The organism is Allokutzneria sp. A3M-2-11 16, from assembly GCF_024213555.1.
Lineage (GTDB): Bacteria > Actinomycetota > Actinomycetes > Mycobacteriales > Pseudonocardiaceae > Allokutzneria.
The window spans coordinates 266984-290053 of record NZ_JANAVO010000003.1 but is presented as its reverse complement, the minus strand read 5'-3'; the positions used below and the strand labels follow the sequence as shown (position 1 = coordinate 290053).

Below are 23070 nucleotides of genomic sequence, written 5' to 3'. Positions count from 1 at the left end.
GGGGAACGCGCCGGTCCGCCGTTCGGACCGATACGCTGCGCCGTCGACCGGTACGGAGGTGGCGGGTGACACATCGGCAGGTGACGCTGGCCGAGGTGGCCAAGCACGCGAAGGTGTCCTTGGCCACGGCGTCCAGGGTGCTCAACGGCAGCACGCGCCAGGTCAGCGCGGAGCTGCGGGACCGGGTGCTGGCCACGGCGCGCGAGCTGGGCTACCTGCCCAATGCCTCGGCCCAGGCGCTGGCCCGCAACACCAGCTCGCTGGTCGGGCTGGTCGTGCACGACATCGCCGACCCGTACTTCTCCTCCATCGCCGCCGGGGTGACCAGGGTCGCCGAGGAGGCCGGGCTGATCGTGGTGCTGGGCACCACCACCCGCGAGCCGGAGCGCGAACTGGCCCTGCTCTCCACGCTGCGCGCGCACCGGGCCCGCGCCGTCGTGCTGGTCGGCACCAGGACCACCGACGAGGCCGCGACGCGCAGGCTCGCCGCCGAGATCGAGGCGTTCCAGGCCCAGGGCGGCCGGGTGGCGTGCGTGTCCCAGGCACACCTGCCCGCCGACACCGTGGTGCCCGCCAACACCCCGGGCGCGCACGACCTGGCCGCCAGCCTCGCCGGGCAGGGCCACCGCGAGTTCGCCGTCCTCGCCGGTCCGGAACGGCTGCTCGCCGCGCGCGACCGGCTCGACGGCTTCCGCGCGGGACTGGCCGCGCACGGCGTCGAGCTGGCCGGGCACAACATCGTGCACGGCGCCTTCACCCGGGACGGCGGCCACGCCGCCATGCACGAGCTGCTCGACCGCGGCACCGGGGCGCGGTGCGTGTTCGCCGTGAACGACGTCATGGCGGTCGGCGCGATGGCCGCGATGCGCGAGCGCGGCCTGCGTTCCCCGGACGACGTGGCGGTCGCCGGATTCGGGGACATCCCCACGCTGAGCGACCTAGTGCCCGCGCTGACCACGGTGCGGCTGCCGCTGGAGGAGATCGGCGAGCGGGCCGCCCGGCTGGCGCTGGAGGGCGAGGCGCCGCCGGAACCGCGCACGGTCGAGGTCGCCGCGAAGGTCGTGCTCCGGGACAGCACCGGCATTCCCGGCTGACCGGCGACAAGCAGCCTGACGAGCACTTACACTGGTCGGTAACCGTTCAACCAAGGGAGTGACTACCCCCGTGCCAGATCCGCAATCCAAGCGGATGCTCGAACCCGCGAGCGGTTCCTCGGAACCGTGCGGCGAGCCCTGTAGTAGCGAGCCGGGGGAAAGCCCCGGCTGTCATCTGTTCCCGGCCCCATCCCTGCGGGGCACCTCGTGAGCGGCCCCGTGCTCAGCGTGCTCGGACTGGCCCTCGTCGTCCTGCTCACCCTCGGCACCGCGGTCTTCGTCGCGGCCGAGTTCTCCCTCACCGCGCTGGAGCGCAGCCAGGTCGACAGCCACGTCCACCAGGTGAAGGACCGCAGGGCGCACACCGTGCAGAAGGCCCACCGCACGCTGTCCTTCCAGCTCTCCGGCGCGCAGCTGGGGATCACGATCACCACCCTGGTCACCGGCTACCTCGCCGAACCCGCGCTGGCCGCGCTGATCACCCCCGGCCTGGTCGGCCTCGGCCTCGGCGAGCCCGCGGCCGCGGGCATCTCGCTGGCGATCGCGCTGCTGCTGGCCACCTCGCTGTCGATGATCTTCGGCGAGCTGGTGCCGAAGAACCTGGCCATCGCCCGCCCGCTGGGCACCGCCAGGATGGTCGCGGGCCTGCAGGCCGGGTTCTCCTCGGCCTTCCGCTGGCTGATCACCGCGCTGAACGGCTCGGCGAACTGGATAGTCCGCCGCTTCGGCGTCGAGCCCGCCGAGGAGCTGCGGTCGGCCCGCTCCCCGCACGAGCTGGGCTCGCTGGTCCGCTCCAGCGCGGCGGGCGGCACCATCGACCAGGGCACGGCGACGCTGCTGGACCGCTCGCTGCGCTTCGGCGAGCGCAACGCGGAGGAGCTGATGACCCCGCGCGTGCGGGTGGAGGCCCTGCGCGCGGACGCGACCGTGCTCGACCTGGTCGAGGTGGCGCGGCGGACCGGTTTCTCCCGTTTCCCGGTGCACACCGGCGATCTGGACGAGATCCAGGGCGTCGTGCACGTCAAGCAGGCGTTCGGCGTCCCCCGCGAGGAACGCGCGACCACCAGGGTCGTCGCGCTGTGCCGCCCGGTGCCCACGGTGCCGGAGACGCTGGAGGGCGACGCGCTGCTGGACCGGCTCCGCGGCTCCGGTTTGCAGACCGCGGTGGTCGTCGACGAGTACGGCGGCACGGCGGGCCTGGTGACGCTGGAGGACCTGGTCGAGGAGATCGTCGGCGACGTCCGCGACGAGCACGACCGCAACGAGATCGCGCCGGTGCGCCCGCTCGGCAAGCTCAGCTGGGTGGTCTCCGGCCTGCTCCGGCTGGACGAGGTGGACGAGGCGACGGGCCTGCGCGTCCCCGATGACGACTACTACGAGACGATCGCGGGCTTCGTGCTCTCCCGGCTGGGCCGCATCCCCACGGTGAACGACGAGGTGCGCTACGACGGCTGGCGGCTGACCGTGCTGCGGATGGACCGGCACCGGATCGCCGAGCTGCGGGTCTCCCGCGCCCCCGAGCAGGAGTCCACTGTGGACGCACAGCGGGAGGCGGCCCGATGAGCAACTCGCTCGCCGTGTTCATCTCGCTGTTGTTGTTGCTGGCCAACGCTTTCTTCGTGGCCGCGGAGTTCTCGCTGATCAGCGCGCGGCGCGACCGGCTGGAATCCCTCGCCCAGCAGGGCGTCGCGGGCGCGCGCACCGTGATCAGGGCCTCCGAGCAGGTCTCGCTGATGCTGGCGGGCGCGCAGCTGGGCATCACGATCTGCTCGCTGGTGCTCGGCAACCTGGGCAAGCCCGCCGTCGCCGACCAGCTGGAGGCGCTGCTGGGCCCGCTCGGCGTGCCGCAGGCGGTGCTGGACCCGCTCGCGTTCGTGCTGGCGATGGCGATCGTGGTGGTGCTGCACATCGTCCTCGGCGAGATGGTGCCGAAGAACATCGCGATCGCGGGCCCGGAGCGCTCGGCGATCCTGCTGGTCCCGGTGCACGTGGCGTTCGTCCGGCTGGTGAACCCGCTGATCCAGCTGTTCAACGTGGCGGCCAACGGCACGCTGCGGCTGATGCGGGTGGAGCCCAAGGACGAGCTGGACACCGCCTACACCTCCGACGAGCTCTCAGCCCTGATCGCGGAGTCCCGCAGGGAGGGCCTGCTCGACGCCTCGGAGCACCGCAGGCTGGCGAAGACGCTGTCCTCGACGGAGCGCACCGTGGCCGATGTGCTCGTCCCGACGGAACGGCTGACCACGCTGCCGGAGAACCCCACGCTCGGCGACGTCGAGCAGGCGGTGACGAGCACCGGGTACTCCCGTTTCCCCGTGCGCACCTCGGACGGGGCGATGCGCGGCTACCTGCACGTGAAGGACGTCCTGGACCAGGCGGGCGCGACCCCGGAGACCCCGGTCCCGGTCAACCGCGTCCGCGGCCTGCCCGCCATCCCGGCCGACGCGGGCCTGGACGAGGCGCTGGCCGCGCTGCGCCGCGCGCAGAGCCACCTGGCGACGGCCGTCTCCTCGACCGGAGAGGTCCTGGGCATCGTCGCGATGGAGGACCTCGTCGAGGAGTACGTCGGCACGGTCCGCGACGCCACCCACGTAGGCTGACGCGGTTCGCCGGTCTTCAAGTACGCCCCACCCCCGCCAAAAGCGTCGCTAACCGCCCCCAACCCCCCGCAGGTTGGACGCGGTTAGCGACCGCTGGGGCGGGGGTTCGCGGGTCTTGAAGACGCACCAACCCGGGCAGCGGCGGGTAGGCCGGGCAAAGAAAAACGCCCCGGGGTATCGGGGCGTGGGCGGTTGCGGGGGCGTCCGCTACCAGAGGCGGGGGCGGACGCTCTTGAGCTCACCGAGCAGCGACTTCGCCGCCTGCCAACACTTGTCGCAGGTGGGGAAGGCGATCCACTCCGACTCGGGGGCCGGGCGGATGCGCACGGGCTGCCCGCACAGCGACTGCCCGATCTCGCCCAGTTCGTAGTCGGCGTGCGTCCCGGTGATGGCGTGCCGCGCGCCCGTCTCCGGCTGCCAGAAGAAGATCTGCGGGTCCAGGCGCCCCGAGGATTTCCTGCCGCGGCCGGTGTTGGCGTTGGTCATCTCGTCTCACACTCTCGCCGTGCTCGTGGCGTGGGGAAGCCCCCCATGGCCAGCTCGTGCGCCCGCGCCACGCGCAGGCAGAGGTCGTCGCGTAATCGGGGACCGACGATCATCATGCTGACCGGGAGGCCGTCGAGCAGGCCGACCGGGACCGCGGTGGCGGGGTGGCCGCTCGCGTCGAGCGGCGCGACGTTGTGCACCATGCCCAGCGCCGCTCCCACGTACTCCGCCCGCGAGGATTGCTTGCCGGGCAAGCGATTCGCCACGTGCGGCACGGTCGGCAGCACCAGGACGTCCACTTCGGACAGTGCGGCGTCGTAGCCCGCGATCAGGTCGGGGACCAGGTTGCGCGCCATGGCGTAGTGCGCCCCGTGGTAGCGGCCGAGGGTGTAGGCGCCGTTGAGGGTGACCAGCTTGACGGTCTCGGAGAAGGCGTCGGCGTGCCTGGCGCGCCCGGCACCGAAGTGCGCGACCAGCTCCGGGTCCATCGGGCCGGGCACACCGCGGGCCAGGCCGTTGCCGTCGATCATCTGCCAGGCGATGCCGTCGGTGGCGATCACCTTCCAGACGTCGAAACCCTTGGTGTGCCAGGGAACGCTGATCTCGCTGACCACCGCGCCCGCCTCGCCCAGCCGGTGCGCGGCCGCGGACACCGCCGCGTCCACCCGCGGATCGGACAGACCCGGCAGGCCGAAGCCCTCGGTCAGCAGGCCGATGCGCAGCCCGGCCACCCCGGCGTCGAGCCCGGCGAGGTAGTCGGCGGGCGCGGTCCCGGGGTCCTGCCTGGGGTCGAGGCCGTCCGGCCCGGCCAGCACGCCGAGCAGCGTGGCCACGTCGGTCACCGTCGCCGCGATCGGGCCGAGGTGGTCGAGGGTGTTCTCCATCGGGAACGCGCCGGTGCACGGCACCAGGCCGTGGGTGGGCTTGTGCCCGACGACCCCGCTGAACGCGGCGGGCACCCGCAGCGAGCCGCCCTGGTCCCCGCCGAGCGCCAGGTCCACCTCGCCGGTGGCGACGAGCACGGCGGGCCCGGAGGAGGAGCCGCCCGCGGAGCGCTCCGGGTCCCACGGGTTGCGCACCGGGCCGTCCGCGCCGGTGTGGCTGCCCGCCGAGTACCCGAGGTCCTCGCAGTTGCCCTTGCCGACGATCCGGCCCCCTGCCTCAAGCACCCTGGTGACCACGGTCGCGTCGGCGCGCGGCACGAATCCCCGCAGTGCGCGGGAGCCGTTGGTCATCGGCACGCCGCCGACGGCGATGTTGTCCTTGACCACCAGGGTGCGCCCGGCGAGCGGGCCGTCCTCGTGCGTGCGCAGGTCGGTGCGCACGCACCAGGCGTTGAGCGGGTTCTCGCCCCGCGCCGGGCGGGCGTGCTCCCGCCGGAGCGGTTCGGGGGCCCGCTCGGCGTGGAGCCGCTCGACCTCGGCGTAGGAGGCGAGGGTCGGTGCCATCAGATCGCGGAAGGAGGCGAGCGCGCTGTCGTCGAGGGACAGCCCGTACCGCTCCGCGATCTCCCTGAGCTCCGTGACGGAAGGAGGGACGATGCCCATCGACGACAGTTCCCTTCTGTGCCACAGTTCTCGTGACCGGCCCGTCCGGATTTCCCAGATGGCACAAAGGGTATGAACGCCTCGAGGATCGTGTCAATGGATCTTGACCCGATCGCCGGGCGGTACGCCTGCGCTTCGACCTCCTGAGTGACGGTTTGCCACCGTGGCAAACGCGGCGATACAGTGGTGATCTTCCATGTGCGACCACGTCGGGCGGGTTCGGTGGGCCAGATCTCGGGCAACGGTTCGAGCAGCGGTGAGGCCTCCGCGTTCGACGCACTGGCCGACGACACCCGTCGCACGGTGCTCAGCCTCCTCTCCGAGCACGGCGAGCTGACGGTCTCCGACCTCGCGTCCCGGTTCCACCACATCGGTCGCACCGCCGTTTCCATGCAGCTGCGCGTACTTCGCGACGCGGGCATGGTCCAGGAGCGCCGGGCGGGCAAGTACCGCTTCTACTCGCTGCGGGTCGAACCGATGAACGAGGTGCTCAGCTTCCTCAGCACGCTCTACGGCGCCTCCCTCGACGCGCTGGTCACCGTCGCCGAGCAGCGGACCCCCGCCGAGGTCGAAGGGCAACGGTGGGGAACCTCGTCCTGACCCAGCAACGACACGTGCCACTGCTTCCCGGTGACGTGTTCGCCCTGCTGGGCAGCGACGGATCGGCGGGCTGGCTCTTCGGCGCCGACTACGACGCCATGCGGGTGGGCGCGCTGGTGCGGTTCGACCTGCCGGTGAACCCGGCCGATCCGGCGAGCCCCACCATCGAGGCCACCGGCCGCATCGCCCTGCTCGACCCGCCGCGCCGCATCGTGATCGAGCAGCACGCGCCGTGGCCGGGCACGGTGAGCTGCACGATGCTGCCCGCCAAGGACGGTTCGGGCACGACCGTGCGGCTCGGCGTCGAGGTGCCCGGCGACGCGGTGACCTGGCTGCTGCGGCAGCGCGGCTACGACCCCATCGAGGAGCGCGCCGCGCCCGGCACCGTGCGGATCGGCGTGCTGGTCAGCAAGTCCGGTCCGGCCAGCATCTTCGGCGCCACCACGGAGAAGCTGGCGTTGATGGCCGCCGACGAGGTCAACGCGGACGGCGGCGTCCACGGCCGCCGGGTGCAGGTGGTGGTGCGCGACGACGCCAGCGTCCCGGACGTCGGCGCCGAGCAGTTCCGCAGGCTGGTCGGCCTCGACGGCTGCCGCGTGGTGGTGACGAACTGCACGTCCGCGGTGTTCCCGGTGATCGCGAAGCTGGCGCGGCGGCTCGGGGTGCTGCTGGTGCACACGCCGATCAACGAGGGCGGGCGCTACTCCCCCAACGTGGTCCGGCTCGGCGAACGCCCGTCCGCGCAACTGCGGTCAGCGCTGCCGGAGCTGATGAAGAGCACCGGCGGCAACGTCTACCTCGCAGGCAACGACTACATATGGCCTCGTGTGATGAACACGACGGCACGCGGGCTCGTGGAGCGGCTCGGCGGCACGGTGGCCGGCGAGCGCTACAAGCCCATGGGCACCCGTGACTTCTCCGACGTCATCGAGGACATCATCGCCAGCCGTGCGGACGTGGTGGTGTCCACGTTCGTCGGCTCGGACTCCGCGCTGTTCGAGCGACAGTCGTACAGCGCTGGACTTCGGGACAGATGCCGCACACTGTCGATGGCCTACGACGAGTCCACGCGTGAACTCACCGGCGGTGACCCGGCGCGCGGTGTGTGGGCGACATTCGGCTACTTCCAGGAAGTGGATTCCAAGCACAACAAGGACTTCCTGCGTCGCTACCGCGAGCGGTTCGGTGCTGCGGCGCCTCCGCTGTCCAGCATCACGGAGTCGGTCTACCAGGCGATCCACATGCTGGCCTCCTCTGGTGCGCTGACGAAGGACTTCGTGCTGTCGGACCTGTCGTCGGCACTGCGGACACAGTGGAAAGCGGGCAAGAAACGCCCCCTGTACCTGGCCGAGGCGGTCACCGGCGGATTCCGCATCTCACCGCACTAATACGCTGTGCTGCATGACCGTGGTGCTGAGCGAGGCGGAGTGGCGTGCGCGCCGTGATGCTCATCTCGCACGCGTGAGTCCGTGGACACACGGACACCGCGAGCGGCGTATTCGCGGCGAGAAGCATCCAGTGCTCGATTTCCTCTTCACCTACTACTCCTTCCGCCCTTCGCGGTTGGAGCGGTGGCACCCGGGCCCCGACGTCGTCTTGGAAGGCGCGGACGAGTACTTGGAGTGGGCCGGATACGCCGCGACCGACGACGGCGTCGCGCTCGACCCGTTGGCGTTCACGGAAGCACGGCGACGCACTGCGGAGTTCATGCTCGCGTTGCTCACTGCTACCGCGTCGCGCCCGCCGCGCCTAGGGTGCTTCGGACTGCATGAGTGGGCGATGGTCTACCGCACGAGCCCAGAAGAGGTTCGGCACACCGGGTGGTCGTTGCGCCTGGGGCACGACGGCACCGACAGCGTGGTCGAGGGATCGCGGGTCGCGTGCAGTCACTACGACGCTTTTCGGTTCTTCACCACGCCCGCGCGGCCGCTGAACGCGATGCAGCCCACGCGCGAGTCGCAGATCGCGTTGGAACAGCCCGGCTGCCTCCACGCGAACATGGATCTCTTCAAGCACAGCTACAAGCTGGCGCCGTTCACGCCGAGCGATCTGGTCGCCTCCTGCTTCGAGCTGGCCGTGGACGTGCGTGAGCTCGACATGCGCGCGAGTCCCTACGACCTGGCTGAGCTGGGTTATCCGCCCGTGCGGATCGAGACGCCCGAGGGGCGCGCCGAGTACGTGAAGGCCCAGGGGGTGTTCGCCGAGCGGGCCGAGCCGCTGCGTTTGAGGCTGATCGAGGTATGCAAACGCCTGCTTCGTTACCCCGTTGGCGTTGCTCGGTAACACTCTGTCCACCTAGCGTCCGATTCCTTGACGAACTGCCTTCACCTGTTAGCGTGACTTGGACGACCGGGCTTCTCTGTCGGGGCGATGTAGCCCGGCGCCGACTACGTTGAGCATTCGCGAGCCAGGCGCTGGAAAGGGACGTCGCTGATGGGTCGACACCGCGCGGAACTGCTGAAAACCCGGCGCGGGATGGCACTGTGGCCGATCGTGGCTGTCGCCGTCGTGGCCGTGCTGGGCCTGGGCTGGTTCGCCTGGGACTACGTGAGCGGCATCGTGGACAAGCGGGCGGCGAACAGCAGTGAGGGCTGCCCCGAGGGGAACTCGACCCTGCGCGTCGCCGTCGCGCCGTCGATCGCCGAGCCGGTGCAGCAGGCCGCGAGCGCGTGGGCCGCGCAGCGCCCGGTGATCCGCAACCACTGCGTGCAGGTCGAGGTCCAGGCGATGGACTCGGCCATGACGCTGCAGAACCTCAGCCAGGGCTGGGACCAGAGCAAGGTCGGCCCGCCGCCGTCGGCGTGGCTGCCGGAGTCGACGCTGTGGGTGAACCAGCTCAAGGCGGCCAACGCCGCGCTGCTCGGCGCCACCCCGACCTCGATCGCGACCAGCCCCATCCTGCTGGCCGTTCCGGAGCCCGCGGGCGCGGCCATGCTCTCCGGCAGCTCGTTCCGCTGGTCCGACCTGCCCGCGCTGGCCTCGGCGAGCGACGGCTGGAGCCGTTTCCAGAAGCCGGAGTGGGGCGCGCTGACGCTGACCATCCCCGACCCCGCCCGCAACCCGGCGAGCGCGCTCGCGATCCAGTCCGCGCTCGCGGGCGCGAGCCCGCAGGGCCGGGGGCCGGTCACCACGGAGATGCTCTCCGACGACCGGATCAAGGACCTGATGAACCGGCTGGCGACGGCCAACACCGCGAAACCGCCGTCGACCACGCTGGAGGCGATGGTGGGGCTGGGCAAGGTGGAGGACCTGGCCAAGGCGCCCTTCGAGGCGGTGCCGGTGATCGAGGCCGACCTCTACCGCCGCAACGTGGGCAAGGACGGCGCGTCCTCCCCGGTGCGCACGCTGTCCGGGGTGCAGGTGGGCGGGCCGACCCCGACCGCCGACTACCCGTTCGTCGCGCTCGCCGGTGAGCTGACCGACGACGTGCAGGTGCGGGCCGCGCAACGGTTCAGCGACTTCCTCAAGGAGCCGGACCAGCAGCGGTTGCTCGCGCAGCAGTCCGGGGTCCGCGTCGGGTCCACCCAGGAGCGGCCGAACCCCTCGCCGGGCATCCGCTGGGCCGCCACCCCGGAGGCGCTGGAGCCCGCCGACGCCGACGCCACGCAGCAGATCTCCGCGGCGTGGGCGACCTCGGGCGCGGCCGCGCAGGCGGTGACCGTGCTGGTCGACGTGTCCCGGTCGATGACCCAGGACGGCGGCGACGGGCAGACCCGGATGGCGTGGATGAAGAAGGCGCTGCGGGGACAGGTGGAGCGTTCGGTCGGCGGCCTGTTCGGGTTGTGGGAGTTCTCCCGATCACTCGACGGGGCCAAGCCGTACAAGCAGCTGACGCCGACGAAACCCGTGTCGCAGCAGCGAACCGCGCTGATGGACGCCATCAACGGCCTCAAGCCGACCAGTGCGACGCAGACCTACACCAGCGTGCTGGCCGTCTATCGTTCGGCGATGGAGAACTACCAGACGGGCCGGACGAACCAGATCGTGGTCGTCACCGACGGCTCGAACGACGGCGGGATCAGCCTGCAACAGCTCCAGACGGAGCTGAACAAGCTGCGCAACGACGACAAGCCGCTGTCGATCAGCTTCATCGCGTTCGGCTCCGACGTCGAACGGGCGCCGCTGAACCAGATCGCGCGCGCCAACGGCGGCACGGTCTCGGTGGCGGCCAACGGCAGGGCGCTCGATCCGGCGCTGAGCCAGCTGCTCGCCGGAAACCGCTGACGTGGAAGAGATCCTGCGCGCGGCCGCGGCCGCGCTGAGCACTCCGCTGTCGATCCCTGTGGACCTCGGCGGTTCCGCGCGGTCCACAGTGCTCCGTTGTGTCACCGGTGATGGCGGCACGGTGATCGTCAAGGCGTACAAGGACGAGCCGGAAGCGTTGCGCTGCTTCACCGCGGAGGCCGCCGGGTTGGCGCTCGGCGCGGGCTCGGGTCCTCGGCTGATCGCGGTCGACACCGAGTTCCCGTTGCTGGTCATGGAAGATCTCGGGAAGGCGCCCAGCCTCGCCGACGCGCTGCTCGGCGATTCCGCTGACACGGCAAGGGAAGCGCTGCTCGCGTGGGCGCGCGCGTACGGCAGGCTCGCCGCCGAGACCGCGGGCCGCGAGGACGAGTTCGCCGCCCTGCGCGCCCGTTATGACCGCGGAGACCAGCAGTGGGGCCAGAACCAGTGGATTCGCGACGCGCTCGACGGGCTGCCCGCCGTGCTCGACTCGCTCGGGGTGACCGCGCCCGACGGGCTGCTGGACGAGGTCTCGCCCATCCTTGGACTGCACCGGTTTCCGGTCTACTCCCCCGGTGACATCTGCCCGGACAACAACCTGCTCTTCCCGGATCGGGTGCGGCTGCTGGACTTCGAGGGCGCCGAGTACCACTCGGTGTTCATCGACGCCGTCTACACCCGGATGCCGTTCTCCTCGTGCTGGTGCGTTTTCCGCCTGCCGCAAGGGATTCAGGGGTTGATCGAGGCCACCTACCGCGCCGAGGTGGCGAAGGGGCACCCCGAGCTGCTCGACGACGGGGTGTGGCGCGAGGGCATGCGGCTCGGGATGATCACGTGGACGCTGGACGCGACGACGGCGCTCACCCCGCGGGTTCTCGACGAGGACAGGATGCTGCACCGGACCAGGCGCCCGGTGCCGAGCATGCGCCAGCTGTTGCGCTACCGCTGGGAATCCCTGCTCGCCGAGGTGCCTGATCTGCCCGCCACCGCCGAGCTGCAGCGTCGGCTGCTGGCGGCGACGGAGCGGTGGGACGTGCCCACGATGCCGCTCTACCCGGCTTTCCTCGGATAGCCTGGGCTCAGGTGGCACGACCTGAAGGGGACGTCATGACGGAGCGCAAGCCCGCCGGGACCTCGTTCGAGACGTGGATCGACCAACAGGTGCGCGAGGCCGAGGAACGCGGCGAGATGACCGACCTGCCCGGCCACGGCAAGCCGATCCCCCAGCGCAACGGCGGGACCATGGAGTGGGTCGCGGAGAAGCTGCGCAAGGAGAACGTCGACACCTCCGCCCTGCTGCCGCCGTCGCTCGCGCTGGCCAAGGAGGTCGAGGACCTGCCGAAGCGGCTGGCGGGGCTGCGCTCCGAGGCCGCCGTGCGCGAACTCGTACTCGACCTCAACGAGCGCATCCGCAAGGCCCAACTTGCCCCCCAGATCGGCCCGCCCATGCGCACCCGCCAGGTCGACGTCGAAACCACCATCGCCACCTGGCACGCCCGGAGGTAGGGGCGTCTTCAAGTCCCCCCAACCCCCACCAGAACCGTCGCAAACCGCCCCCAACCCCGGCGCGATTCCCCCTCGCGAGGGAGAACGCCCCGCCCGTTGTGGGGAGTGCCGCGCGGTGTGCGGCTCCTAGCGTCACGGGCATGGTTGCTTCTCGCCGCACACGACGCTGGCCTGCCTACGCGGTGGCGGTGCTGTTCCTCGGCTACGCAGCGGGGAAAGCCGCATTCGCGATGCAGTCCCGGCTCGGTTTCCCCGGCGGCCCGCCCGTGTCGGCCGCCGAGACCGCGAACTACTTCCTGGACGCCGCCACCGCGCAGTGGTTCGCCAGCGCGTCCGGCGTGGTGGGCGCGTGCATCGCCCTCGCCACCGTCACCGCTCTGGGCCGAAGGGTGCCGAGAACGGTGATGCTCGTCGTGCTGACCGTGATGCTCCTGGCCGTGGGCGGCGGCGCCGTGATCATGATCGTGGACGCGTTCGTCGGCCTCGGCGTCGGCTGGCAGTGGCACCACGGCGTCCTCGGCATGCTGATGATCGCGCTCCTCCTCGACATGACCCGCTCCTACGCCGTTTCGCACTCACAACGGGAATTGGGCGCTACCTGACGTGCTGGCTCATCGAGGTGTCCTCCGAGATCGTTCGCGGGGAGTGGGGCGCCACCGAGGAAGGTGACGCCCCACCCCGGGTCAGGGCAGGATCTCCAGCACGGTGCCCGCGCCGACGGTCCTGCCGCCCTCGCGGATCGCGAAGCCGAGGCCCCTGCCCATCGCGATCGGCTTGCCCAGCTCGACGGTGAGCTCCACCGAGTCGCCGGGCAGCACGAACCGCCCCTCGTCCAGCTCCACCACGCCGACCACGTCGCTGGTGCGGAAGTGGAACTGCGGCCGGTAGTTCGCGCCGAACGGCGTGCGCCTGCCGCCCTCCTCCGCGGCGAGCACGTAGACGCTCGCCCGGAACCGGGTGTGCGGTCGCACGCTGCCGGGCAGGCAGAGGACCTGACCGCGGCGGACGTCGTCCCGGCGCACCCCGCGCAGCAGCAGCGCGGCGTTGTCCCCGGCCTGGGCCCGCGGCAGCGACTTGCCGAAGGTCTCGATGCCGGTGCACACGCTGCTCACCGTGGGGCCGAGGCCGACCACCTCGACCGCGTCGCCGACGCCGATCACGCCCTGCTCCACCGCGCCGGTGACCACGGTCCCGCGCCCGGTGATGGTCAGGATGTTCTCGATCGGCATCAGGAACGGCCTGTCCAGGTGCCGCACCGGCTCCGGGACGTAGCGGTCCACCGCGTCGAGCAGCTCGACCACGCTCGGCGTCCACTCCGGGTCGCCCTCCAGCGCCCGCAGCGCGGAGACCCGCACGATCGGGACCTCCTCGCCGGGGAAGCCGTAGGTGGTGAGCAGCTCGCGCAGCTCCAGCTCCACCAGGTCCAGCAGCTCCGGGTCGTCCACCGCGTCGGCCTTGTTCATGGCCACCACGATGTGCGACACCCCGATCCGCCGCGCCAGCACCACGTGCTCCCGGGTCTGGGGCATCGTGCCGTCCTGCGCGGAGACCACCAGGATCGCCCCGTCCAGCTGCGCCGCGCCGGTGATCATGTTCTTCACGTAGTCGGCGTGGCCCGGCATGTCGACGTGGGCGTAGTGCCTGGTCGCGGTCTCGTACTCGACGTGCGCGATGTTGATCGTGATACCCCGGGCGACCTCCTCCGGCGCCTTGTCGATCCCGTCGAAGGCGACGTAGCGGGTGCTGCCGTCCCGCTCGGCGAGCACCTTGGTGATCGCGGCGGTCAGCGTGGTCTTGCCGTGGTCGACGTGACCCATCGTGCCGATGTTGAGGTGGGGCTTGGTCCGCAGGTGCTCCTGCTTGCTCATGGCTGTGTCCTTGGTCTGGCTCGCTGTGCGGTCAAGGCTGAACCCCCACGTGGCGTGAGGGTCAAGAACCTGGGCGCGCGCGTCCCCCGGTCAGGGGGTTCTCGCGGGGGCCGACACCCTCCTCCGTGGTTCTTGGAAGAAGGGAGGAGGGTCAGCTTCGGGCGCCTGCCAGCACCGAGGAGACGGCCGCCAGCGCGCCGAGCAGGTCTGCGCCTGCCAGCGTGAAGAGGACGGCCGTGGTGAACACGGCGACGATGATGACAGCCGGATCCGCGGCTGTCACGGGATTTTCCGAACCATCCTCAGTGGACGGACGGGGCCAGCGCCCTGGCCAGGCGGGCGGACTCGGCGCGCACACCGTTCTCGTCGAGTGCGCGGACCCGGTCGGCGGGCAGTTCGATCGTGGCGCCGCCCGAGGCGACCAACCTCAGGTCCACTCCGGTCTCGCGGTGGCGCAGCCAGGAGAGCACGGCCGAGGCGAGCACCGCGGTCGCGTCCTCGGTCTCCGTCGCGACGACCAGCACGTCCACCACACCGGCGGGCCCGCTGGCGCCGCAGGAGCGGTGCCCGAGGTGCAGCGGCCCGCGCAGCCTGCCGGTCTCCACCAGCCATCCCCGCAGCGAGCGCAGGCAGTCGGTGGTCCCGGTGCCGTGCACGGAGATCGTCACTGCCGGCTGATCATCCATCAGGGCAACGTAACACCGTGCGCAACACCGGCGTCAGGTCCGCGTCAGTGAGGCCCTGACGTGGTCGACGAGGTCGAGCTCGGCCGCGCGCTCCGGCGCCAGCCACACGCAGCTGTCGTGCTCGTCGGGGTTGAGCACCACCTCGGAGGTCCCGTCGTCGGCGACCTCGTAGATCCGCGCGTGGATCCGCAGTGGACGGCCGTCGACGTCCATCCACGAGTGCGTGCTCCGCTCGCCGAGCACCCGCACCGACAACCCGGTTTCCTCGGCGGCCTCCCGGACGGCGGCGTTCTCCTCCGGTTCACCGGGCTCCACCGTGCCGCCGGGCAGCTCCCACCGGCCGCCCAGGAACCCCTTGGCCCGGCGGCGGATGAACAGCACCGCGTCGCCGCGCTCGATCCAGCAGTACACGAGGTGCTTCTCCGTGAACTCCACCATTGCGGCATCCTCGCAAACTTCGCTCAGCCGGGCGAAAGAAACACGCGATCGGGCAAGAGTGCTCTCGCGCGGGCGCCAACCTTGGTTAGGTCGGTCGGGAAGTCGCCCTGTCCCGCCAGGAAAGGAGCTTCCCGTGGTGCGCGCACTCCTGACCGCGGCACTCGCGATCACCGCCCTGCTCGGCCCCGTCACCGCGCACGCGGACCCCGGGCCGCGCATCGTCGGCGGCTCCGAGGTGAAGGCGAACCGGTACCCGTGGATGGTGGCCGTCATCGACACGGGCCGGAAAACCCAGTTCTGCGGCGGTTCCCTGGTCAACAGCAGGTGGGTGGTGACGGCGGCGCACTGCACGTTCGGGCGGCGGGCCGCGGGGATCACTGTCGCGCTCGGTGCCACCGACTGGCGGCAGCCGGTGCGCACGGTGGCGGTGCGGAGACTGGTCGACCACCCCGGCTACGTCGACCCGAAGGTGAACCGGGCGAGCAGGCTGCTCAACGACATCAGCATGATCGAGCTCGCCGAGGAGATCCCGCTCGGCGACCGTCGCATCCAGACGATCGCGCTGCCGAAGCCCGGCACCGGTTTCTTCTCCGCGGTCGCCGCGGGCTGGGGAATGACGACCTACCAAGGGAAAGCGTCGGTGAAGCTGCTGGAGGCACCGCTGCTGAACCAGGAGTTCCTCTGCACGCGGCTGTACCCCTTGCTGCGCCTGACGTTCGACCCGCGCACCCAGACCTGCGCGGCCGCTCCGGGCAGGGACGTGTGCAAGGGCGACTCCGGCGGGCCGCTGATGGCCGCGTTCTCCGGCCGGATGCACCTGGTCGGCGTGGTCTCGTGGGGCGTGGTGTGCGGCGACCAGAGCAAGCCCGCCGTCTACACCAAGGTCTCCGCCTTCACCGACTGGATCAGGAGCGTGGCGAGAACCGGGCGCTGGCAACAGAACCCGGGCATCCCCAACTCCTGATCCCGCCGGTCGGCGCTCAGCCGAGGACCTCGTAGTCGCCGTCGGTCGGCGAGGAGACCCGCCTGCGGTTCGACTCGACGTACACGGCCACCTTGACGTTCACCCTGGTGTTGTTGACCCACAACTGCTTCGACGCGGTCGGTGAGAGGTTCTGCAGCTCGGCCAGCTTGTGCTTGGCGTTCGGGTTGTTCACGTTGTAGGCCACGAAGTCCACCGCGCCCGCGAGGAAGCTGTTCGTGCGGTGCACGGTGACCTTCCTGCCCGGCCACACGACGAGGCCGCGGTCAGCGTGCGATACATGTCGCTGTTCCCTTCGTGATTGATCAAGACGCTTGGACCGTAAGCGGCCGTGCGCGCCGTCGACCGATGGGAAAGACTGATCCGGCCGGGATCGGACGCGAACGCGGGAGCCGCTCGGATAAGCGACTCCCGCGTCTGCTCGGCATCAGGCGTAGCACCACCACTTGCCGTGTTCCTGGCCCACGTAGAACGAGTTCCAGTAGCCCGCGTTCACACCCGCGATGCCGTAGCTGGTCGCTTCGTTGTAGCTGTTGAACGGGCCGTACGCGTAGTCCAAAGAGGACGATGCCGCGGCGGCGACTGCCACGGGCCCGGCGGGCGCGGCGTTCGCGGTACCGGACACCAGGAAACCGGTGGCGGCGACGGCCAGTGCGATACCGACGACACGAATCTTGCTCAGCACGAGAGCACCTTTCCACGTTCTGCGGAACTGCTGATCGACAACCAACCTGTCACGCAATCCGTTGCGTGGTAAGCGTCCTAAGGGCACTCATTGGGGCAGTCGCGCTAGGCGAAGTACCAGCGATGCACCAGTTTGGGCGGGTAGTCCCGCGGCCAGGTCGTGATCGTCCACCCATTACTGGTGATTCCACCGGCCAGAATGAGGCAGCTCCGGGGAAGCGCCTTGGGGCAGAGGACTTCTTCCGTGTCGCTGCCGGTCCACAGCTGGTTGATGTCCCCGGTGCAGTCGAACATGAGGACACGACCGGAATCCCGGCCGACGTCGCGGACGAAGGTCAGGCACTTGTTGTTCCAGATACTGCGGATCTCCCCGTGCCCGACCCCGATCCACTTCTGGTTGGCCAGGCCGTTGCAGTCCCAGATGACCACCTTGGCGCCGTTGCTGTTGTCGAATTTGTAGATGTCCGCGCACTTGTTCTCGTTGACCCGAGTCCGCAGGTCCGAACCTGATGCCGCGGCGGCGGGCACGACGGTGCCGAGCGCGTTCACGAGCACGAGCACCACGCCGAGCAGGGCCAGCCGACCGAGGCCACGAATACGAATTCGCATGTCAATCACTCCCCCTATCACGATTCAACCTGGCACGGGATCGGTGAGGAGGTAAGAGACCAACGGGCACCCATTGGGGCAGACGAAAATCGGCTGCGCGGGCCGGGCCAGGCGCGTACAACTTGCGCCATGAAGCACAGCAGCCCCGAGTTCGCCGCCATCGCCGAGCGCGGCACCATCCTGCTCAGCCAGGTGGGCTCGGGCGTGCACGGCACCGCCATCGCCGGGACCGACGACCGGGACGAGATGGGGATCTGCGTCGAGCCGCCCGAGTTCGTCATCGGGCTGCGCCGGTTCGAGCAGTACATCTTCCGCACCCAGCCCGAGGGCAGCCGCTCCGGACCGGGCGATCTCGACCTGGTCGTGTACTCGCTGCGGAAGTGGCTTCGCCTTGCCCTGCAAGGAAATCCGACCGTGCTGCTCTCGCTGTTCGTGCCCGAGGAGGAGATCGTGCGGATCACCGACCTCGGCCGGGAGCTGCGGGCGCGCCCCGAGCTCGTCGTCTCCCGCCAGGCCGGGTACAAGTTCCTCGGCTACCTGCGCTCGCAGCGCGGGAAGATGGCGACCGGCGACCGCACGGTCAAGCACGCCATGCACATGGTGCGCCTGGGTTTGCAGGGCGTCGAGCTGCTGGAGACCGGCCGGATCACCCTGCCGGTGCCCGAGCCCTGGCGCACCTGGCTGGTGGACCTGCGCCTCGGACGGCACGAGATCGCCGAGGCGGTGGAGATCGCCGCCGGGCTGGAGGACGAGCTGGAGCGGCTGACCGTGCGCTCGTCCCTGCCCGAACGGCCCGACACCGCGCTCGCCGACAAGTGGCTGATCGACGCCTACCAGCGAGCGTGGGCGGAGCTGTACTAGACCAGCGCCGGCCGTCGTTCCTCGGCGACGGCCGGTGCGGCACTACTTCACCGCGGAAGCACGAGGACGAGTCGCGTTCAGCCGGATCGCCAGCACCAGGTACGGAACCGCGAACATCGCGAAGATCGCCCCCTGGGACATCCCCGCCGACGCCGCGGCGTAGACGCCGTAGATCAGCACCGTCAGCACCCCCGTGCCCAAACCCGCCAACGAGGTCACCGTGGCGCGACTGGGACCGGCGATGCTGTCCTGCAAGCGTGCGCCGAGCACGACACTCGCCAGTTGGAAGGCACAGAAACCCGCTGCCATCAAGAAGAATCCGGCGAAGGAGTCCAGGAGCGCCCCCGCGCCGAGCGCGAACGCCCCCAGCGCCAGCAACCCGCTGATCCCCCTCATCGCGAGCCGTTCCCCCAGGGGCGCAAGGAGACCACCGCCGGTCACACCGACCCAGATCAGCAGCATCACCCACGGAACCGCCGTCGGCGCAAGCCCCTTCTCCAACGACAGCAACGGAATGTACTCCTCCAGCGCGTCCCACACGCCCATCACGAGCGGCAGCAACAGGAGCGTGCGCCGGACGCCCGGATCGACACGGGCCTCACGCAGTCCGAGGCGCAGAGTGGCCAGATAGCCCAGCTCATCGGACTCCGAGCGAACGCGGCGTTCCGGGAACGAAAACGCGATCACCGCCGCCGCAATGCAGGCGAGAACACTGGCGATACCAACGGTTCCGTAGCCGCCGAGCGCCAGCACCGGGCCCGCGACGGCCATCGCCAGCACGATCGCGAACTGGCTCGCCGCCCGCGCCCGGCCCATGATCCGCGCGTAGCGGTCCGCCGCGCCGACGCGGTCGAGTTCCTCGTACACCAACGCTTCGAGGGAGCCGGAGGTCAGCGCGTTCTCGACTCCCCACAACACGAAACCGAGGACGAACGCCCAGTACGACGGGAAAGCCACCCACAGCGCGTAACCCGCTCCGGCGCACAGCGGGCCGAGCACGAGCAACCGCCTGCGGGAGAAGGTGTCCGCCCACGCTCCGGAGGGGACCTCCAGCACGAGCGAGGCGACGCACCAGATGATGAACAGCGAGGAGATCTCGGCGACCGAGAGCCCGGTCTCGACGAACAGCAGCGAGTACACCGGGTAGAGCAGCACCAGGCTGCTGGTGAACATGTACGCGTACAACGTGGCCGCGAGCCTGCGGGCACGTGAAGAAGATCGGGTCATGGGGTCTTCCCGGGAGAAGGGGCACGGACGCGAACGGACCGCGACCCCCGGGGGGACCCCTAGCAGTGGATCAATGTCGCCAGCTCATGCGGGAAGGGTAACCCCTCCCGCACGAGCCGACCAGGAATTTCACAGCACCCCGCGAACCTGCGCCGCGCCGCGGGTTGGGACGTCTTCAAGTACACCCAACCCCACCCAGAACGTCTTCAACCGCCCCCAACCCCCGGTCGCCAACCGGGTTGGATGCGGTTAGCGACCGTGGGGGTGGGGGTGCGGTGTACTTGAAGACCGGCGAACCGGACCGGTGCCGACCGCGCGCTAGTCGCCGTAGGCGCTCAGGGGCGGGCAGGAGCAGACCAGGTTGCGGTCGCCCTTCGCGCCGTCGATGCGCCGGACCGGCGGCCAGACCTTCGGCGCGCCGGTGCCGACCGGGTAGACCGCCTCGGCCCGGGTGTAGGGGTGCGGCCACTCGCCGGTCAGGCACGCCGCGGTGTGCGGGGCGTTGCGCAGCGGGTTGTCGTCGACCGGCCACTCGCCGGAGCCGACCCGGTCGATCTCCGCCTTGATGGAGATCATGGCTTCGCAGAAGCGGTCCAGCTCCGCCAGGTCCTCGCTCTCGGTCGGCTCGACCATGAGCGTGCCCGCCACCGGGAAGGACATCGTCGGCGCGTGCATGCCGTAGTCGGCGAGCCGCTTGGCGACGTCGTCCACGGTCACGCCAGTGGCCTTGGTGATCGGCCGCAGGTCGAGGATGCACTCGTGCGCGACGAAACCGCCCTCGCCGGTGTAGAGGACCGGGAAGTGCTCGTCGAGCCGCCGCGCCACGTAGTTCGCCGCCGCGACCGCGGTCAGGGTCGCCCTGCGCAGGCCGTCGCCGCCCATCATCCGCACGTAGGCCCAGGAGATCGGCAGGATCGACGCGCTGCCCCACGGGGCCGCCGAGATCGGGCCGACCCCGGTGTCCGGGCCCGCGGTGGGCTGCAGCGGGTGGTTCGGCAGGAACGGCGCGAGGTGCGCGCGCACGCCGATCGGCCCGACGCCGGGACCGCCGCCGCCGTGCGGGATGCAGAAGGTCTTGTGCAGGTTCAGGTGCGAGACGTCCGAACCGAACTTGCCCATGCGCGCCAGGCCGATCAGCGCGTTGAGGTTCGCGCCGTCCACGTAGACCTGGCCGCCCGCGTCGTGCACCAGCGCGCAGACCTCGCGCACCGTGTCCTCGTACACGCCGTGGGTGGACGGGTAGGTGATCATGATCGCGGACAGGTCGTCCCTGTGCTCGTCCACAGTGGACCGCAGGTGGTCCATGTCGATGTTGCCCTTGTCGTCGCAGCGGACCACGATCACCCGCATGCCCGCCATCACCGCGCTGGCGGCGTTCGTGCCGTGCGCGCTGGACGGGATCAGGCAGACGTCGCGCGCGTCCTGGCCCTGGCCGCGGTGGTAGGCCCGGATCGCCAGCAGCCCGGCGAACTCGCCCTGGCTGCCCGCGTTCGGCTGGATGCTCACCGCGTCGTAGCCGGTGACCTCGGCCAGCCACCGCTCCAGGTCGCCGACCAGTTCGAGGTAGCCCTCGGCGTCGGAGACCGGCGCGAACGGGTGCACGTCGGCGAAGCCGGGCCAGGTGATCGGCTCCATCTCCGCGGTGGCGTTGAGCTTCATCGTGCAGGAGCCCAGCGGGATCATGCTGCGGTCCAGCGCGACGTCCTTGTCGGACAAGGAGCGCAGGTAGCGCAGCAGCGCGGTCTCCGAGCGGTGCGTGTGGAACACCGGGTGGGTCAGGTACTCCGAAGTGCGGCGGTGCTCCGCCGGGATCGCGTCCGCGGTGTCCGCGTCCAGGACGTCCACATCGGACACGACGACGCCGAAAGCCTTCCACACCAGCGAAAGGTGGTCGCGGGAGGTGGTCTCGTCGCACGCGACGCCCACGTGGTCGCTGTCGACGAGGCGCAGGTTCACGCCGTGCTCGCGCGCGGTGGCGACGATCTCCGCGGCCCGGCCGGGGACCTTGGCCAGCACGGTGTCGAAGAACTCGCCGTGCACGACCTCGACGTTGTTCTCGCACAGCCCGGCGGCGAGCACGGTGGCCATCCGGTGCGCGCGCATGGCGATGGTCCTCAGCCCGTCCGGGCCGTGGTACACCGCGTACATCGACGCGATCACCGCGAGCAGCACCTGTGCGGTGCAGATGTTGCTGGTGGCCTTCTCGCGGCGGATGTGCTGCTCACGGGTCTGCAACGCGAGGCGGTAGGCGGGGTTGCCGTCCGCGTCCACGCTCACCCCGACGAGGCGGCCCGGCAGCTGCCGCTCCAGCCCCTTGCGCACGGCCATGTAGCCCGCGTGCGGGCCGCCGAAGCCGATCGGGACGCCGAAGCGCTGCGAGGTGCCGACCACCACGTCCGCGCCCTGCTCCCCCGGCGCGCGCAGCAGGGTCAGCGCCAGCAGGTCGGCGGAGACTGCGACGAGCGCGCCCTGCGCGTGCGCCTCCTCGATCACCGAGCCGAGGTCGCGGACCACGCCGGAGGCACCGGGGTAGGACAGCAGCACGCCGAAGTAGTCGCCGCCGAGGCCGAGGCCCTCGATGCCCTGCGACAGGTCGGCCACCACGACCTCGATGCCCAGCGGCTCCGCGCGGGTCTCGATCACCGCGAGCGTCTGCGGCAGCGTGTCCGCGTCCACGACGAACTTCGCCGACTTCGAGCGGCCCGCGCGGCGCAGCAGCGTCATCGCCTCGGCCGCGGCGGTGCCCTCGTCCAGCATCGACGCGTTCGCCACGTCCATGCCGGTCAGGTCGGCGACCATGGTCTGGAAGTTCAGCAGCGCCTCGAGGCGGCCCTGGGAGATCTCCGGCTGGTACGGCGTGTACGCGGTGTACCAGGCCGGGCTCTCCAGCACGTTGCGGCGGATCACCGGCGGGGTGATCGTGCCGTAGTAGCCCAGGCCGATCATCTGCACGGCCAACCGGTTGCGCCCGGCCAGCTCGCGCAGCTCCGCCAGCGCCTGGGCCTCCGTCGCCGGGGCGGGCAGGGCCAGCGTCAGGTCCTTCTCGTGGATGCTCGACGGCACCGCGCGCTGGGCCAGCTCCTCCAGCGAGCCCACGCCCACCACGTCCAGCATCCGGGCCAGCTCGGCGGGCCGGGGACCGACGTGGCGGTCGGCGAACGGGGTGCCGTGCTCCAGCGCGGCCAGCGGGATGCGGTCGGGGGTGGGCTGGGTCATGCTCTCGCCTCCGGCTAGGGGTTCAGGGCGCGCGGCCGGGCGGGTGCCCGGTGTGGGCCCTCCCCCTCTGTCCGTACCCGGAACCCGGGTGCCTGAGAGCTTCGCCCGGGGCTCCGGGCTTGCACCGTCGGCGGGGCCACCTGCGCCCGCTTTCCAGAGGCGTCTGCCCACGCGGTCCTGGGTGCCTGAGAGGTTCCGGGGAGGAGTTGCTCCTTCGGCGCCGTTCCTGGAGCCGGGGCGACCCGGCCGTCACGGTCTCTCCCGCGTGGGATCAGCGACTACGCGCGAATCCTACCTGGAGTACCCGCCCCCACCTGCCAACTGTGACGCGACCCGACTCCCAGCCGGGTCGGGGCGTCTTCAAGTCCCCCGAACCCCGCCCAGCGGAGTCTCAAACGACAGCGAACCCCGGCGTGCGCGCGGGGTTCGCTGCGGTTGGCGG

At 70.7% G+C, this 23070-nt stretch carries 23 protein-coding genes and 2 riboswitches; of the genes, 12 read left to right on the top strand and 11 right to left on the bottom strand.

All coding sequences use genetic code 11. The features are described from left to right. Positions 1 to 65 precede the first annotated feature (65 nt). From NLX83_RS23110 to NLX83_RS23100, 3 genes are all read left to right on the top strand, one after another. Complete coding sequence (locus NLX83_RS23110; protein ID WP_254237211.1) at positions 66 to 1094, top strand: LacI family DNA-binding transcriptional regulator; 1029 nt, start codon at positions 66 to 68, stop codon at positions 1092 to 1094. Between the two features lie 207 nt (positions 1095 to 1301). After that, complete coding sequence (locus tag NLX83_RS23105) at positions 1302 to 2657, top strand: hemolysin family protein (RefSeq protein WP_254237210.1); 1356 nt, start codon at positions 1302 to 1304, stop codon at positions 2655 to 2657. Further along, positions 2654 to 3694, top strand: a complete 1041-nt coding sequence (locus tag NLX83_RS23100) for a hemolysin family protein (protein WP_254237209.1) — start codon at positions 2654 to 2656, stop codon at positions 3692 to 3694. The genes NLX83_RS23105 and NLX83_RS23100 overlap by 4 nt, the downstream gene beginning before the upstream one ends. Before the next feature lie 207 nt (positions 3695 to 3901). Here the strand turns inward: NLX83_RS23100 and NLX83_RS23095 are convergent, their stop codons facing one another. Further along, a complete protein-coding gene (locus NLX83_RS23095) occupies positions 3902 to 4180 on the bottom strand; it encodes a zinc finger protein (protein ID WP_254237208.1) in 279 nt (92 codons plus the stop codon). Then, on the bottom strand, positions 4177 to 5727 hold the full coding sequence (locus tag NLX83_RS23090; protein ID WP_254237207.1) for an amidase: 1551 nt from the start codon (positions 5725 to 5727) through the stop codon (positions 4177 to 4179). Before NLX83_RS23090 ends, NLX83_RS23095 begins: the two co-directional genes overlap by 4 nt. A gap of 222 nt (positions 5728 to 5949) precedes the next feature. Between NLX83_RS23090 and NLX83_RS23085 the strand changes: the two genes are divergently transcribed. The 7 genes from NLX83_RS23085 (at position 5950) to NLX83_RS23055 (ending at position 12659) form a co-directional block, all read left to right on the top strand. Then, positions 5950 to 6327: an ArsR/SmtB family transcription factor gene (locus NLX83_RS23085; protein ID WP_254237206.1), complete on the top strand. Its 378-nt coding sequence runs from the start codon at positions 5950 to 5952 to the stop codon at positions 6325 to 6327. Further along, the gene (locus NLX83_RS23080) at positions 6309 to 7715 is read left to right on the top strand and encodes a substrate-binding protein (RefSeq protein WP_254237205.1); all 1407 of its coding nucleotides are present in this window, start codon (positions 6309 to 6311) and stop codon (positions 7713 to 7715) included. Before NLX83_RS23085 ends, NLX83_RS23080 begins: the two co-directional genes overlap by 19 nt. A 13-nt stretch (positions 7716 to 7728) precedes the next feature. Further along, entirely contained in the window at positions 7729 to 8610 is an 882-nt protein-coding gene (locus NLX83_RS23075; RefSeq protein ID WP_254237204.1) for a 3-methyladenine DNA glycosylase, read from the top strand. Between the two features lie 150 nt (positions 8611 to 8760). Then, positions 8761 to 10551: a substrate-binding domain-containing protein gene (locus NLX83_RS23070; RefSeq protein ID WP_254237203.1), complete on the top strand. Its 1791-nt coding sequence runs from the start codon at positions 8761 to 8763 to the stop codon at positions 10549 to 10551. 1 nt (position 10552) lies between these two features. Next, on the top strand, positions 10553 to 11623 hold the full coding sequence (locus NLX83_RS23065) for a hypothetical protein (protein WP_254237202.1): 1071 nt from the start codon (positions 10553 to 10555) through the stop codon (positions 11621 to 11623). Between the two features lie 35 nt (positions 11624 to 11658). Further along, on the top strand, positions 11659 to 12057 hold the full coding sequence (locus NLX83_RS23060) for a J-domain-containing protein (protein WP_254237201.1): 399 nt from the start codon (positions 11659 to 11661) through the stop codon (positions 12055 to 12057). A 140-nt stretch (positions 12058 to 12197) separates the two neighbouring features. Then, positions 12198 to 12659, top strand: a complete 462-nt coding sequence (locus NLX83_RS23055; protein WP_254237200.1) for a hypothetical protein — start codon at positions 12198 to 12200, stop codon at positions 12657 to 12659. Between the two features lie 81 nt (positions 12660 to 12740). Here NLX83_RS23055 and tuf read toward each other — a convergent pair whose 3' ends face one another. The 4 genes from tuf to NLX83_RS23040 all read right to left on the bottom strand — a co-directional run bounded on the left by tuf (position 12741) and on the right by NLX83_RS23040 (position 15049). Continuing rightward, positions 12741 to 13925 (bottom strand): elongation factor Tu, encoded by a 1185-nt coding sequence (tuf, locus tag NLX83_RS23050; RefSeq protein WP_254237199.1) that lies wholly within the window; start codon positions 13923 to 13925, stop codon positions 12741 to 12743. 151 nt (positions 13926 to 14076) lie between these two features. Next, positions 14077 to 14208 (bottom strand): hypothetical protein, encoded by a 132-nt coding sequence (locus NLX83_RS41135; RefSeq protein WP_256564246.1) that lies wholly within the window; start codon positions 14206 to 14208, stop codon positions 14077 to 14079. 19 nt (positions 14209 to 14227) lie between these two features. Continuing rightward, positions 14228 to 14611, bottom strand: coding sequence for an effector-associated constant component EACC1 (locus NLX83_RS23045; protein ID WP_254237198.1), 384 nt, complete (start codon positions 14609 to 14611; stop codon positions 14228 to 14230). A 33-nt stretch (positions 14612 to 14644) separates the two neighbouring features. Next, a complete protein-coding gene (locus NLX83_RS23040) occupies positions 14645 to 15049 on the bottom strand; it encodes an NUDIX hydrolase (protein WP_254237197.1) in 405 nt (134 codons plus the stop codon). A 133-nt stretch (positions 15050 to 15182) separates the two neighbouring features. Between NLX83_RS23040 and NLX83_RS23035 the strand changes: the two genes are divergently transcribed. Next, positions 15183 to 16013, top strand: a complete 831-nt coding sequence (locus NLX83_RS23035; RefSeq protein ID WP_254237196.1) for a serine protease — start codon at positions 15183 to 15185, stop codon at positions 16011 to 16013. 16 nt (positions 16014 to 16029) lie between these two features. Here NLX83_RS23035 and NLX83_RS23030 read toward each other — a convergent pair whose 3' ends face one another. The 3 genes from NLX83_RS23030 to NLX83_RS23020 all read right to left on the bottom strand — a co-directional run bounded on the left by NLX83_RS23030 (position 16030) and on the right by NLX83_RS23020 (position 17324). After that, entirely contained in the window at positions 16030 to 16260 is a 231-nt protein-coding gene (locus NLX83_RS23030) for a hypothetical protein (RefSeq protein ID WP_254237195.1), read from the bottom strand. A 198-nt stretch (positions 16261 to 16458) separates the two neighbouring features. After that, positions 16459 to 16716, bottom strand: a complete 258-nt coding sequence (locus NLX83_RS23025) for a hypothetical protein (protein ID WP_254237194.1) — start codon at positions 16714 to 16716, stop codon at positions 16459 to 16461. 104 nt (positions 16717 to 16820) lie between these two features. Continuing rightward, positions 16821 to 17324 carry an RICIN domain-containing protein gene (locus NLX83_RS23020; RefSeq protein WP_254237193.1) on the bottom strand — a complete coding sequence of 168 codons (504 nt, stop codon included), beginning with the start codon at positions 17322 to 17324 and terminating at the stop codon, positions 16821 to 16823. 129 nt (positions 17325 to 17453) lie between these two features. On the opposite strand from NLX83_RS23020, the gene NLX83_RS23015 reads away from it, so the two are divergent. Beyond that, positions 17454 to 18185, top strand: coding sequence for a nucleotidyltransferase domain-containing protein (locus NLX83_RS23015; protein ID WP_254237192.1), 732 nt, complete (start codon positions 17454 to 17456; stop codon positions 18183 to 18185). 42 nt (positions 18186 to 18227) lie between these two features. On the opposite strand, the gene NLX83_RS23010 is transcribed toward NLX83_RS23015, so the two are convergent. Next, complete coding sequence (locus NLX83_RS23010; protein ID WP_254237191.1) at positions 18228 to 19412, bottom strand: MFS transporter; 1185 nt, start codon at positions 19410 to 19412, stop codon at positions 18228 to 18230. Between the two features lie 318 nt (positions 19413 to 19730). After that, the gene (gene gcvP / locus NLX83_RS23005) at positions 19731 to 22628 is read right to left on the bottom strand and encodes an aminomethyl-transferring glycine dehydrogenase (RefSeq protein WP_254237190.1); all 2898 of its coding nucleotides are present in this window, start codon (positions 22626 to 22628) and stop codon (positions 19731 to 19733) included. Positions 22629 to 22692: 64 nt separating this feature from the next. Beyond that, a riboswitch (glycine riboswitch) is annotated at positions 22693 to 22788 on the bottom strand. Between the two features lie 2 nt (positions 22789 to 22790). Next, positions 22791 to 22902: riboswitch (glycine riboswitch) on the bottom strand. Positions 22903 to 23070 lie beyond the last annotated feature (168 nt).